Origin of the sequence: Sphingobacterium humi (assembly GCF_009768885.1) — a bacterium.
Lineage (GTDB): Bacteria > Bacteroidota > Bacteroidia > Sphingobacteriales > Sphingobacteriaceae > Sphingobacterium > Sphingobacterium humi.
In genome coordinates this window covers 289,826-303,670 of record NZ_WSQA01000006.1, presented here as the reverse complement: position 1 = coordinate 303,670, position 13,845 = coordinate 289,826, and the positions used below count along the sequence as shown (strand labels likewise).

Annotated in this window: 10 protein-coding genes and 1 rRNA gene; 8 read left to right on the top strand and 3 right to left on the bottom strand. The window is 44.0% G+C overall.

Annotated elements, in window-relative coordinates; genetic code table 11:
* The 5 genes from rrf to GQF63_RS10530 all read left to right on the top strand — a co-directional run.
* Window positions 1–103, top strand: a 5S ribosomal RNA gene (rrf, locus tag GQF63_RS10550); the annotation flags it as partial.
* Window positions 104–834: 731 nt separating this feature from the next.
* Window positions 835–1,215, top strand: coding sequence for a response regulator (locus GQF63_RS10545; protein WP_160369185.1), 381 nt, complete (start codon window positions 835–837; stop codon window positions 1,213–1,215).
* 151 nt (window positions 1,216–1,366) lie between these two features.
* Window positions 1,367–2,431, top strand: a complete 1,065-nt coding sequence (locus GQF63_RS10540) for an efflux RND transporter periplasmic adaptor subunit (protein ID WP_160369184.1) — start codon at window positions 1,367–1,369, stop codon at window positions 2,429–2,431.
* A gap of 12 nt (window positions 2,432–2,443) precedes the next feature.
* The gene (locus GQF63_RS10535) at window positions 2,444–5,521 is read left to right on the top strand and encodes an efflux RND transporter permease subunit (RefSeq protein WP_160369183.1); all 3,078 of its coding nucleotides are present in this window, start codon (window positions 2,444–2,446) and stop codon (window positions 5,519–5,521) included.
* A 4-nt stretch (window positions 5,522–5,525) separates the two neighbouring features.
* Window positions 5,526–6,830 carry a TolC family protein gene (locus tag GQF63_RS10530; protein ID WP_212592533.1) on the top strand — a complete coding sequence of 435 codons (1,305 nt, stop codon included), beginning with the start codon at window positions 5,526–5,528 and terminating at the stop codon, window positions 6,828–6,830.
* 62 nt (window positions 6,831–6,892) lie between these two features.
* Here GQF63_RS10530 and GQF63_RS19660 read toward each other — a convergent pair whose 3' ends face one another.
* Complete coding sequence (locus GQF63_RS19660; RefSeq protein ID WP_212592532.1) at window positions 6,893–7,081, bottom strand: hypothetical protein; 189 nt, start codon at window positions 7,079–7,081, stop codon at window positions 6,893–6,895.
* A 73-nt stretch (window positions 7,082–7,154) separates the two neighbouring features.
* Window positions 7,155–8,789 carry a S8 family peptidase gene (locus GQF63_RS10525; RefSeq protein ID WP_160369181.1) on the bottom strand — a complete coding sequence of 545 codons (1,635 nt, stop codon included), beginning with the start codon at window positions 8,787–8,789 and terminating at the stop codon, window positions 7,155–7,157.
* 158 nt (window positions 8,790–8,947) lie between these two features.
* Here GQF63_RS10525 and GQF63_RS10520 point away from each other — a divergent pair, with 158 nt between their 5' ends.
* On the top strand, window positions 8,948–11,065 hold the full coding sequence (locus GQF63_RS10520) for a S9 family peptidase (RefSeq protein WP_246163461.1): 2,118 nt from the start codon (window positions 8,948–8,950) through the stop codon (window positions 11,063–11,065).
* A 93-nt stretch (window positions 11,066–11,158) separates the two neighbouring features.
* Here the strand turns inward: GQF63_RS10520 and GQF63_RS10515 are convergent, their stop codons facing one another.
* Window positions 11,159–11,338 carry a hypothetical protein gene (locus GQF63_RS10515; protein ID WP_246163459.1) on the bottom strand — a complete coding sequence of 60 codons (180 nt, stop codon included), beginning with the start codon at window positions 11,336–11,338 and terminating at the stop codon, window positions 11,159–11,161.
* 559 nt (window positions 11,339–11,897) lie between these two features.
* Here GQF63_RS10515 and GQF63_RS10510 point away from each other — a divergent pair.
* Complete coding sequence (locus GQF63_RS10510) at window positions 11,898–12,614, top strand: GNAT family N-acetyltransferase (protein WP_160369178.1); 717 nt, start codon at window positions 11,898–11,900, stop codon at window positions 12,612–12,614.
* 41 nt (window positions 12,615–12,655) lie between these two features.
* On the top strand, window positions 12,656–13,843 hold the full coding sequence (argG, locus tag GQF63_RS10505) for an argininosuccinate synthase (protein ID WP_160369177.1): 1,188 nt from the start codon (window positions 12,656–12,658) through the stop codon (window positions 13,841–13,843).
* The last annotated feature ends 2 nt before the right edge of the window (window positions 13,844–13,845 follow it).

The window sequence follows — 13,845 nt, the reverse complement described above, 5'->3', positions numbered from 1 at the left end:
TATATCGGCGGTGTCCACCTCTTCCCATTCCGAACAGAGAAGTTAAGCCCGCCAGAGCCGATGGTATTGCCGTAACAGGTGGGAGAGTAGGTCGGCGCCTATTTTTATACGAAAAGCCCGTGATCATTGATCATGGGCTTTTTTGTTTTTGGTAGGTTTTAACGGTGGCACGCTTTGTTATCGTGTTGTCATGGAAAGCTGTCATGGTGAGCGGAGTCGAACCACGAACCACGAACGACTGGTACGTCAATGCATTCAACACTTATTAATGCCTTATTAGCGACACTTTGCATAATTATGTTATTGATAGTCAGTCGCTTTACTACTGCGACTGCATTGACGTACCAGTCGTTCGACTCCGCTCACGATGACAATACTTGCCGGCACGTAATATAAAGCGTGCCGTAGTTTACTAGCAAAGCGTGCCGTAGTTTGCTAGCAAAGCTTAACGAGTAATGCCACTTCATGTCATCACCTTCCAATAAATTTTGCAAACATTTTAGCCCCTCACGATAACAGCTCTCCATAACAGCTCTCTATAACAACACGATGACAACACGTACGAACAAAATAATAAAAACGGCCCGCCATAGGTCTAACTACTAACTACCAAATACTAAATACTCAAAAAACCCCTTGTTTAAACATACATTTCTTTACCAATTTCTTAAGAATTTTAGGTCTGAGTAAAAAATAATTTATTAAGCAAAAATTAGTTTTGTAGATAATTAGCTACATTTTTCGTATATTGCTTACATGAATAGCCTTGATGAAGAAAATGAACTAATTCCGTTTCTTCGAAGGCTATTGTGCTTAAATAGAATTTAGCAGTGTATGAAATCGATAAATGTAGCACTTATAGACGATAACAGGATTTGTAGGGAAACGTTCAAAATGATTCTGAAACAAGTGCCTGGTTACAATTTTACGGTGCTTTTTGAAGCTGAATCTTTAGTAGGTATTGATCGTAAATCTAACCAGCAAACAAGTCCTGATGTCATCTTGTTGGATATTATGATGCCCGAAATTGACGGGATATCAGGTATTCCAATCTTAAATAAACTGTTTCCAACAACACATATTGTGATGTTGACGGATTTAGATAACCCGGAAATGAAACAGCAATGCGCCGATCTTGGCGTCAACCAATATGTAATAAAAAGTACGGCAGCAACCAAACTTGCGCCAACCCTTATTAATTTGTTTAAGGATTAAATTCCCATTTTGCGCCTTTACATTGTATCATTTCCCTTGCAATAGGCTCTATAATAACATTATTACATAATTCTATCGCTTTTTTTTCTAATTTACTAATTGAATTATTTACGCGTAATTTCAATTAAAGGACGCCTGTTCCTCGTATTTTATGAAAAGAAAGACCTTAATCATCGTTCTTATCTCCTTGCTCTTGTTAGGGGGATTAATTGCTTATCGAATTCACACCAATAAAGAAAAGGCCGCCGCCAATGCCGGAGCTCCGGGAGGAGGCCGTGCTGCTGCTAAAGTATATGGGAAGGTTATCCATGGCCAACCTTTCTCTGATTTCTTGTCGCTATCCGGTTCCATTGAAGCGGATGAACAAATTGACCTGCAAACTGAAATATCGGGGATTGTAGAATCCATTAATTTCTCGGAAGGGGGGCGTGTAGGCCAAGGTCAGGTGCTCATCACTTTAAATGATGCCGAACTGCAAGCCCAGTTAGCACAAGCGAGGACCCGAAATAACCTCGCTGCCGAAAACGAAAGAAGAGCGAAGTTGCTCTTGGAGAAGGAAGCCATCAGTCAGGAAGAATATGATATCGCCAGTGCTGATTTCAGAACGGCACAATCGCAAATCCAATTGATCCAAGCGCAGCTTAGCAAAACCGTTATCCGAGCGCCTTTTTCCGGAACCATCGGTTTGCGGAACATCTCCAAAGGAAGTTATGTTACCCCTGCCAATATTATCGCCAAGTTAGTCAACACCAATCGTTTAAAAGTCTCCTTTTCCATTCCGGAGAAGTATGCGAATAAGGTGCGTGTCGGAAATCAGATTACCTTTAATGTACAAGGCGTGGATGGTGAGTTTACCGCGAAGATATACGCAACGGAGCCTGCCGTGGAAGCCAATACCAGAACCCTACTAGTAAAGGCCATCAATTCCAACGGTGGCAAACAACTTATTCCGGGCACCTTCGCCAATATCGTCTTCCCCTTGGAAACCATAGCGAATGGCTTGTTGGTGCCGGCGGAAGCCCTCATTCCGATACAGAATGGTAAAAAACTGTTTGTCTTGAAAAATGCTGCCGCCACGGAGGTACTTGTGGAGACGGGGGCACGAACGGATGCGGATATATTGATCACCAGCGGCATCAGCGAAGGAGATACCGTATTGACCTCGGGCGTAATGTCCCTCAGAAATGGAGCCAGGGTTCAAGTCACCTTACGTTAATCCAAAGCAGGCATGAGTTTATCTACTATAAGTATTAAAAGGCCGGTTTTGGCCATCGTCATGAACTTGGTGTTGATCCTCTTCGGGATTATCGGCTATACCTTCTTAGGTATCCGGGAATACCCTTCGATCGATCCTGCGCAAATCTCTGTGCGCACCTCCTATGCCGGTGCCAATGCCGATATTATTGAATCACAAATTACAGAACCCCTCGAGAAATCCATCAACTCCATCGATGGAATACGTAATATCTCCTCTTCGTCCAATCAAGGCTCCAGTAATATTACCATTGAATTTAACCTAGGAAAGAACCTGGAGGAAGCGGCGAATGATGTGCGCGATAAAGTGTCGCAGGCCCAACGCAACTTGCCGCAGGATATTGATGCGCCACCCGTGGTTTCGAAGGCCGATGCCGATTCGGAACCTATCATCACCATGACCATACAGAGTGCCACCAAGAATGTGTTGGAGCTGTCGGATTATGCAGAGAATGTGATCTCCCAGCGCTTGCAAACCATTCCCGGTGTCAGCTCGGTGCAAATCTGGGGGCAACGGAAGTATGCCATGCGCTTATGGATCGATCCGAACAAACTGGCCTCCTATGGCCTTACGGTATTGGATGTACGCGCGGCGCTGACCACACAGAATGTGGAGCTTCCTTCTGGAAAGCTGACTGGTTCAAATACCGAGCTGGCCATTAAAACCATTGGCAACTTAGCTACCGAGGAAGAGTTTAACGATATTATTATCCGCTCGGACAATAACCGGGTGGTGAAGCTGAGCGATGTAGGAACGGCCGCCTTGGAAGCGGAGAACTTCGAAACCAAGATGTCCGATTCGGGGTATCCCATGGTCAGTATGGCGATTATTCCCCAACCGGGAACCAATTACTTAGAAATTGCCGAGCACTTCTATAAGGAATACGATAAGCTCCAGAATGAGCTGCCGGAGGGCTTTGACCTGAACATCGCTATCGATAATACCGTCTTCGTGAAAAAGGCCGTTTTTGAGGTGGTAGAAACCTTATTGATTGCCATTGTATTGGTGGTCTTGATTATCTATATCTTCTTCCGGAACTGGTCTATTGCCTTCCGCCCCTTGATCGATATTCCGGTATCCCTGATTGCCACCTTCTTTATTATGTACCTCTGTGGCTTCTCCATCAATGTCTTGACCTTGCTGGCCATTGTATTGGCCACCGGCTTGGTGGTGGATGATGGGATTGTGGTGACCGAGAATATCTTTAAGAAGGTAGAGGAGGGGATGTCGCCTATTCAGGCGGCCATTAAGGGTTCCAATGAAATCTTTTTTGCGGTTATTTCCATCTCCATCACCCTGGCTGCTGTATTCCTACCGGTTATCTTTCTGGAAGGATTTGTCGGGCGTTTATTCCGAGAGTTTGGGGTCGTCATCGGGGCGGCTGTATTGATATCGGCCTTTGTGTCTTTAACATTGACACCGATGTTGAATGCCTACCTGATGAAAGGAGGCGAGCAGAAGAAATCGAAGTTTTACCTGCGCACCGAGCGGTATTTTGAAATGATGAATAAGGAATATGCCGGTAGCTTAAAAGGCTTTTTAAAATATAAATGGCTGGCTTTTGCCAGCATCTTAGGCTGTTTTGCCCTGATCTTTGTATTCTATCAGCTACTGCCTAAGGAGACGGCACCTTATGACGACCGGAGTTACATCAGCTTACGCGTAACAGCACCGGAAGGGGTATCCTATGACTATATGGATCGGTTTATGACGGAGCTGACCATGTTGATTAACGATTCGGTACCCGAGAAGAAGGTCAGTTTAGTTATTACCTCTCCCGGCTTTGGTTCTGCTTCTTCCAACTCGGGCTTTGTGCGCCTGGGCTTGGTGCAGCCTGATGAACGCGAGCGTAAGCAAGGGGAAATTGCGGATGACCTTTCGCGTTTGACGCGCAACTTCTCCGAAGGACGTATTTCGGTTTCGCAGCAACCTACTATTTCGGTAAACCGACGTGGGGGCATGCCGATTCAATATATTATTCAGGCGCCCAACTTTCAAAAACTGGAAGAGAAGATTCCTGTTTTTATGGAGGAGCTGGCCAAGGATAGAACCTTCTCCGTTACGGATGTGAACCTGAAATTTAACAAACCGGAGGTGTATGTGACGATTGACCGAGAGAAGGCTCAATCCCTCGGTGTATCCGTATTGGATGTCGCACAGACGCTGCAAATGTCCCTATCGGGCCAACGCTTCGGCTATTTTATGATGAATGGTAAGCAATACCAGGTAATGGGGCAGTTTGATCGTCGCGATCGGGCAACACCGATGGACCTGGCGGCTATTTTTGTGAAGAATAACCGAGGCCAGCTGATTCAGCTGGATAATATCGTAGAAATGGAAGAGCGGAGTAGTCCGCCTCAATTATACCATAATAACCGTTATATGGCGGCGACCGTATCGGCGGGACTTTCCCCCGGTAAAAGTATGGGCGACGGCATTGAAGCCATGGAACGAATAAAAGAGAAGGTGTTGGATGATACCTTTACCACCGACCTGGGTGGAGAATCGCGCGACTTCGTGGAGAGTGGTTCCAATACCATGTTTGCCTTCGGTTTAGCGGTACTGTTGATCTTCCTGATCTTGGCGGCACAGTTTGAAAGCTTTATCGATCCCATCATTATCATTATTACGGTTCCCCTGGCGGTTGCCGGTGCAATGTTCTCCCTGTGGCTCTTTGGCCAATCCTGGAATATCTTTAGCCAGATCGGCACCATCATGCTGATTGGTTTGGTAACCAAAAACGGTATTTTGATTGTGGAATTTGCCAACCAGTTGCGGGAGCAAGGCTATGAAAAATACCAGGCCGTAGTGGAAGCATCGGAGGCACGTTTGCGTCCGATTTTAATGACCTCCCTAGCCATTGCCCTTGGGGCCTTGCCGATTGCCCTCTCCTTAGGAGCAGCATCCGTAAGCCGCATGGGGATGGGGGTAGTGATTGTGGGTGGAACCTTATTTTCGCTGGTGTTGACCTTGTTTGTCATCCCGGCCTTCTACCTGATGCTGTCCCGGGAGAAAAAGCATAATCCTGATTTAGATAATATTGAAGAGTAAGAAGATGAGAATAGTAGCTGTCCTTTCCTTGATCCTGTTGGCCGTTTCCACTGTCCGTGGACAAGGACTGCTTACGGTGAAGGAAGCCGTAGAAATAGCCTTAAACAATAATTTTGAAATAAAGCTCTCGCAGAATGACCTGCGCATTGCCAAGGAAAATGTAACCCGGGGAAATGCCGGCATGTTACCCAGTGTAACAGGGAACCTGACGCAGAACAATAACCTTCAGAATTCCACGCAAACACAGGCTTCCGGGGAAAAACGATCCTTAAGGAATGCCAAAAACAACAGCTTAAATTATGGGGTAAGTATTGGCTGGACCATTTTTGATGGGATGGGCATGTTCTCCCGATTTGATATCCTCAAAGAGCTGCAAAAGCAAGGGGAGGTGCAATTGAAGAGTACCATCCTGCAAAAGGTGTCTGACGTTATTTCAACCTATTTTACCATTGTGGAGCAAAAAAACCTTCTGCTGGCGATAGATTCCAGCATCACCATTTCCAAAGAGCGACTGCGCACTGCGGAAAACAGGTTTTCTATTGGCAAGGCCTCGCGCTTGGAAGTCCTCAATGTGCAAGTAAACCTCAATGAGGATGAATCCAGCCGCCTGCGGCAGGCGGATGTGGTAAAGAACTTAAAGATTACCTTGAATAGCCTGATGGTACGTGAGCTGAGCGTGGACTTTGATGTGGAACGCGATGTGGAGTATGACGATAGCCTAGTGTTTGATGAGCTGATGCAGAAAGCAAAGGAGCATAATCCAGACTTGCAGTTGATTGCCATCAACAGGCGAATGGCCGAATTGGAGCTGAAACGCGTAAAGGCTGGTCGCTATCCGACGGTTCGCCTCAATACCGGTTATAATTTCTCGCAAACGGAATCTAGCTTGGGATTCGTCTCCAGCTCGAATTCCCGAGGCTTGAATTATGGCGTAACGGCCTCCATTAATATCTTCGACGGTTTTAACCAAAGGCGCACGGAGAAGGTAGCACAGATAAACATTGAAAACGCGGAGCTGCTGGTTGAGCAAACCAACCTCACGATTAAAACAGCCATTGCTACGGCGTTCCAAACCTACCAAACCAACTTGTCGTTAGCACGCTTGGAAGAAAATAATGAGGATATCGCGCGGCAGAACTTAAACATCACCCTGGAGAAATATAAGATAGGAACTATTTCCGCGGTAGAATTCCGCGATGCGCAGGAGAACTTTATAAATGCGGTGTCGCGCTTTAATTCGGCAAAGTTACAGGCCAAGCTGTCGGAATTGCAGTTGAAAGAAATAATCGGAAATATTAACCTAGAGTAAGGTCAGGAAATCTCGTAGGTCTAAAACCGACAAAGCCACTCTTTTCGAAGAGTGGCTTTGCTTTATAAGTTACGAACTGTCTTTGAGTAAGAGAGGATTTTTTCTATCGTCTTTTCATCTGGATCTTTAGCAAGCTGCGAGATGCAACTTTTGATCTTTTCAGCGAAAACCTCGAGATTTTGATCTTCCTGGATACCAGTACCAAGACCTTCGTAATTTACTTCTTTTACATGAGTAGAATTTTCCACCATAAGCATCTTGATTTTAATGTTTACTATGTAAACGCAAGATACTAAGCATTATTGTGAAAAATTTAACATTTTTTTACTTTTTCTTTGAATTTAATTTATTGGCCTCTACAATGGCTTTGTAAGCATTGACTATACCGCCGCTAACGCTGATTTCATCCAAATATACACGCTTGCTGCCGCCGCCTTCACCTTTTACTTTTACCTTCTGATCAACCTTTGTTACACTCTTCATAATGATGTCTTTCACTTGCTCGGCAGTCAGGTTCGGGTAATAGGAACGTAACATCGCGGCAAGACCTGCTACAACAGGAGAGGCCATGGATGTACCTTGTTGTTCTTTATAGGTGGAACCCGGTACCGTGGAGTTGATTTTTACACCAGGTGCAAACACATCTACACTGCGGTAGCCATAGTTAGAGAAGTCGGCCAATAGATCGCCATCTTGTTTCGGGCCTGTAGCACCTACGGTAATCCAGTTTTTAGCCTCGCCAAGAACAGCGTCTAAGCTATCGGTGAAATACTTCATCGGGTAGTTTTTTACGATGTCGTTGTCTTTGGCATCATTGCCTGCCGCATGCACCAATAAGACATCTTTTGATTCTGCGTATTTTACTGCATCATCAACAGTCTTCTTGTTGTATACATAGCCTTTACCAAAGCTCATGTTGATTACTTTCGCTCCATTATCAACGGCATAGCGAATAGCATTGGCCACATCTTTATCGCGTTCATCACCATTAGGAACGGTACGAACCGACATGATCTGTACATTGTTGGCCACCCCATTTACACCAAGATTATTGTCGCGTTTTGCAGCAATAATACCGGCTACGTGTGTGCCGTGCTCCGCATCAGGACCAGTCACATTGGCATTTCCGTAATGACGCTCTGTGGCATCCTCGTAATTGTCGCCGATGATATGACGAGGGTCAAACTCTTTGTTTAAATGGAAATCTACCTGTTGTGCAAAGTAATCAGAGGCATCTTTGATGTCACCGTAGAACTTGCTGAAGCTGTTTTTATCCAGTTCTTTCTTCGCAATACGCAGGGCCATTTTCTGTTGGTCGGAGCTGCTTTGGAAATTGTCGATATCTGCTTTTGTGATATCCTTTGGCTCCTTGCCAATGGCTTTCACAATGCCATCTACTTCTTCTTTTAAACGACCGTAGTTTAATTTACCAAATTGGGCCTCGTCCATTTTCGACGTGTAATCCGTAATCATTTTCTGATAGGCTACAAATTCGCGGCGTTGTTTTTCGGATAGCGGGGTAGAAGGTAAAACAGAAATATACTGCGGCTCGTACAGACGAATCAATCGCGTAACTTCTAAATTATCTTGGTCTACATTCTGTCCATTGGCATTTCCTAAGAAGTTCCAGCCATGGATATCATCGATATAACCATTGCCATCATCGTCTTTACCATTATTAGGGATTTCTTTTTTGTTGGTCCAAAGCACATCTTTCAAATCCTCATGGTCGATTTCGACACCACTGTCAAGAACCGCCACAATAACAGGGCTTGCTTTGCGACCTTTCAACAGCTCGTAGGCTTTCTCTGTACTGATGCCCATTACACCATCTTTTTGGAAATCAAGGTTGTACCAATTGGCTGGAAGCGCATCCTTACTTTGTTTTTCTTGTGCAAAACCTAAGCTAGGCAGCATACCTAAGGCTAGGTAGCATAGTAATTTATTGCTTGTACGCATGTTTCAATGTTTTATTTTAACAAATATAATTTATTAACAGCTTTCAATTTGTTAATTAATCTAAAATACCTCACAAAAATCCCTAATTTTATCCTTTATTAAGGTGATTTTTAATCATTATGAACAAAAATATTACAATAGGTTTAATACTAACAACTATGATATCTTCCTGTTCTCCGGAAAGGAGCACCCCGAAGGATCCCGTAAAATGGCCCAATGCAACCCCTCCTGTGGCTATAGAGAAAGCCCACCAACGTGTAATTCACGGTGAAACGGTAGACGATCCATACTATTGGATGAACGATTATTTTAAGAAAGGACCGGACTCTTCCGCCGTGGTTGCTTATCTGGAGGCCGAGAATGCCTATACCGATAGCATGATGCAGGACACGGAAGGCCTGCAGGCCTCCCTGTTTCAGGAAATGAAAGCCCGCATTAAAGAGGCCGATGAAAGTGTGCCTTATTTATTAAATGGCTATTATTATTACCGGAAGACGGAAACCGGTAAACAATATTATAAGTTCTGCCGTAAGAAGGGCAGTTTAGACGCCAAAGAGGAAGTCTTGTTGGATGTGGATAAGATGGCCGAAGGATTCCCTTACTATGCGCTTGGCGACATCGTAGTTAGTCCTGACAATAAGTTTGTGGCCTTTGGCGTGGATACCGTATCGCGTCGCGAATATGTGATCCAAGTAAAAAACCTGGAAACAGGCGAAATCCTTCCGGATAAGATTAGCCGTACTTCCGGCGATCCGGTATGGGCTGCCGATAACCAGACTATCTTTTATACAGCCAAGAATCCGGTGACCTTGTTGAGCGAGAAGATTAAACGCCATAAGTTGGGTACTCCGGAAGCAACGGATGCTGTGGTATACGAGGAAAAGGATAATACCAACTATATCGGCGTATGGAAATCTAAAAACGATCAATACATCCTGATCTATTCTGGAGGAACGCTAAGCTCGGAAACCCGCTTTATTAAAGCTAATGAACCGACTGCTACCTTCCAGGTCTTCCAACCTCGTATAAAGGATGTATTGTATACCGTTGTTCCTTTAGCGGATCGTTTTCTGATTCAAACAAACGATCAGGCGAAAAACTTTAAGGTAATGGAATGTCCCCTGGATAAAACAGGCAAAGAGAACTGGAAAGAATATATTGGGCATCGTCAGGATGTGCTGATTGAAGGCATCGACGAGTTTGCGAACTTCTTGGTAATCTCTGAGCGTAAGAATGGTTTGACGAATCTGGCCATCCGTAACCTGAAAGACCAGTCGCAGCATTACATGAACTTCGGCGAAGCCGCCTATACGGTGTATTCGAGTACCAATGTGGAATATGATACCGATATTTTACGCTATGGCTATACCTCCTTGGTTACTCCTTCTTCCACCTTTGATTATAACATGAAGAGCAAAGAGAAAACCTTGATGAAACAGCAGGAAGTGTTGGGAGGCTATGATCAGAAGCAGTACACGACGGAACGCATCATGGCAAAAGCTAAAGACGGTACAGCGGTTCCTATTTCCTTAGTCTATAAAAAAGGTATGGAGAAAAATGGACAGGCGCCACTCTTGCTTTATGCTTACGGCTCCTACGGTAGTTCCATGGATCCTACCTTTAATTCCAGTCGCTTATCTTTATTAGATCGTGGCTTTATCTATGCCATTGCCCATATTCGTGGGGGTGAAGAAATGGGACGTCAATGGTATGCAGATGGTAAGATGATGAACAAAAAGAATAGCTTCACCGACTTTATCGACTGTGGACAGTTCTTGATTGACCAAAAATATACGGCTGCGGAACACCTGTATGCTCAAGGTGGCTCAGCTGGTGGTTTACTGATGGGGGCCATTATGAATATGGCGCCAAGCCTTTGGAATGGGGTGATTGCCCAGGTGCCTTTTGTCGATGTGGTGAACACCATGCTCGATGAAACCATTCCATTAACCACCAATGAGTATGATGAATGGGGAAATCCGAACCAAAAGGAAGCCTATGACTACATGAAATCTTACTCGCCTTACGAGAATGTGGAAGCGAAAGCATATCCAAACGTCTTGGTGACCACAGGCTTGCACGACTCACAGGTGCAGTATTTCGAGCCGGCGAAATGGGTAGCCAAGTTGCGTAAGATTAAAAAGGGAGATCAGGTGATTCTGTTAAAAACCGATATGGACTATGGCCATGGCGGTGCTTCGGGCCGATTTGATTACCTGAAAGATATCGCCTTAAACTATGCCTTTCTTTTAAAGCTGGAAGGAATCAGTAAATAAGCGACAGCTATAGGTACACTATATAAGAAAAGAGGGACGGTGATAAACCGTCCCTCTTTTCTTATATACTTAGCTTCCGTATTGGGGAAGCGTTTATTTCACCTCCTGTTGTTCCTTTTCCACCTCACGGGCGTCAATTTGATGTTGCTTATAGTTCATTACGGCATTTTTGCTCGCCGTTTGTGACACAATAAACCCAATAATGGCAATCACTGTTACAATGATAACCCCCCAAAGGTGCTTTTTCTTGTCTTGCTTTACCAGCCAATACATGAAAAAGATATAAGGGATAACAAATAGAATAAAGAAAAAGATACTCGGACCTACCATGATTGTAATAATATTTGCAACAAAATTAAGGATTTATTTGTTCTTCAGAAAATTAGCAGGGAAATGGATTAGAATCTGACAATATTTTGTTTTTTTTAAACGTTTTAATGAATTTCCGGTCTTATTAGAAGACTGGCAATAATGGATTTAAGTATTTAGAGAGAAAATAAAAAATCTCAAGATATATTGCATAAAAGAAAAAAATAATTGTTTATTTTTGCGCCGTCTGATTACAGCGAAAAACGGAATATAATGTATTGTACTAAAGTATATATGAATAGTCTTTCTCGCGCCTTCCAACGGTTGGCCGGATTGCCCTATCATGCTTTGCGATCGTTTAATTGTCCTCTTCTACGATTCCGACGACCTATTCTGCCTCGAGCTTGATTTAGAGGCAGGCAAATTCCATTTTTTTGGTCCATCAAGCTCGATGGATACTCATCAAAATATTATTTATTAAGTTTCAATACTTCGGTATTCAATTTTTAGGTCGACATTATTAATGACAATCTCAGATTTTTTGATTATTCCCGCAACAGCAGCTCATGTAGCGTATGCTGATGATATTTGTAATGAAATGTTCGAGTCTGCAAAGGCTCGCGGAACAGGCATCGCACGCCGTAAGCCAGAATACGTTGCCCGCAAAATGGAAGAGGGAAAAGCCGTTATTGCCTTGCATAAGGATGGCACCTGGGCCGGATTCTGTTATATTGAAACCTGGAGCCATGGCGATTATGTTGCCAACTCAGGGCTTATCGTCAATCCGGTATTCCGGAAGGTAGGGCTGGCCAAGGCCATTAAAAAACGTGTGTTTGAATTGTCGCGTGAGAAGTATCCTAAATCCAAGATATTCGGACTTACCACGGGTTTGGCCGTCATGAAGATCAACTCCGATCTGGGTTACGAACCTGTAACTTATTCTGAATTGACGCAAGACGAGGAGTTCTGGAAAGGCTGTCAATCTTGTGTGAATTACGATATCCTGATGTCTAAAGATCGCAAGAACTGCATGTGCACCGCTATGTTATGGGATCCGGTGGAGAAGGAAAAGGAGTTGAAGGAGAAAATCTTGCGTAAGGCCGAAGCTAAGGAACGCCTGGATCGTATATCTAAGAAACAGTCGCTCTTAAAACGCATTGAAGCCAAGCTCTGGAAGTCGACCAAAAAAATAGTGGCCAGCGTTATTCCTATCGGGGCGAAACCCGTAAAAGGATTTTAAATTGTTATTTTTGTAATTATCAGCATATTAATCATTATCAGATGAAAAAAGTAGTTTTAGCATTTAGTGGTGGATTAGATACTTCCTTTTGTTGCATCTATCTGTCGCGTGATTTAGGTTTGGAGGTACACTCCGTTATTGTAAATACGGGTGGTTTTTCAGACGAAGAATTACAAAGCATAGAAAAAAGAGCCTACGAATTAGGTGTAAAATCACATACCACTATTGACGAAACAGAAAACTACTACCGCGAAACCATTAAGTACTTAATCTTTGGGAATGTATTGAAAAATGCCACTTACCCATTGTCGGTATCTGCCGAGCGTGTTTGCCAAGCTACCGCCATTGCAAACTACGCCAAAAAAATCGGCGCTGCCTGTGTAGCGCACGGGTCTACAGGTGCTGGAAACGATCAAGTGCGTTTCGATATGATTTTCCATACCTTAATTCCGGGTGTAGAGATTATTACCCCTATTCGTGACTTGAAATTATCACGTGAAGCGGAAATCGAATACCTGGATAAGCATGGCTTCCCTTATTCTGCGGAGAAAGCGAAGTATTCCATTAATAAAGGTTTATGGGGAACTTCCGTAGGAGGCGCAGAAACCTTAACCTCGAATCAATACCTGCCAGAATCTGCATGGCCTACGCCTGCAACTTCAACAGAACCACAGCAGATCTCCATCGATTTTGAAAAAGGTGAACCTGTTGCTTTAAATGGCGAGAAAATAGGCGCGGTTAAAGTAATTCAAACCTTGCAAGCCTTAGCACAACCTTACGGTATTGGGCGTGATATTCACGTTGGAGATACAATTATCGGTATCAAAGGTCGCGTAGGATTTGAGGCAGCAGCTTCTGTCATCATTATCAAAGCACACCATACCTTAGAGAAGCATACCTTGACCAAGTGGCAGCTTTCTTGGAAAGATCAATTGGCCGCTTTCTATGGCAACTACATGCACGAAGGTCAAATGCACGATCCAGTAATGCGGGATATGGAGGCTTTCTTAGAAAGCTCTCAGGAAACTGTAAGCGGACGTGTTTTCGTTGAATTACATCCCTACCGTTTTGTGGTGATCGGAATTGAATCAGCACACGACTTAATGTCGAGTAAGTTCGGTAGCTACGGCGAAATGAATGAAGGCTATACCGGTGATGATGTGAAAGGATTCTCGAAGATCTTTGGAAACCAAACCATCATCTGGCATAAGGTTAATGCCAAAGGATAAAG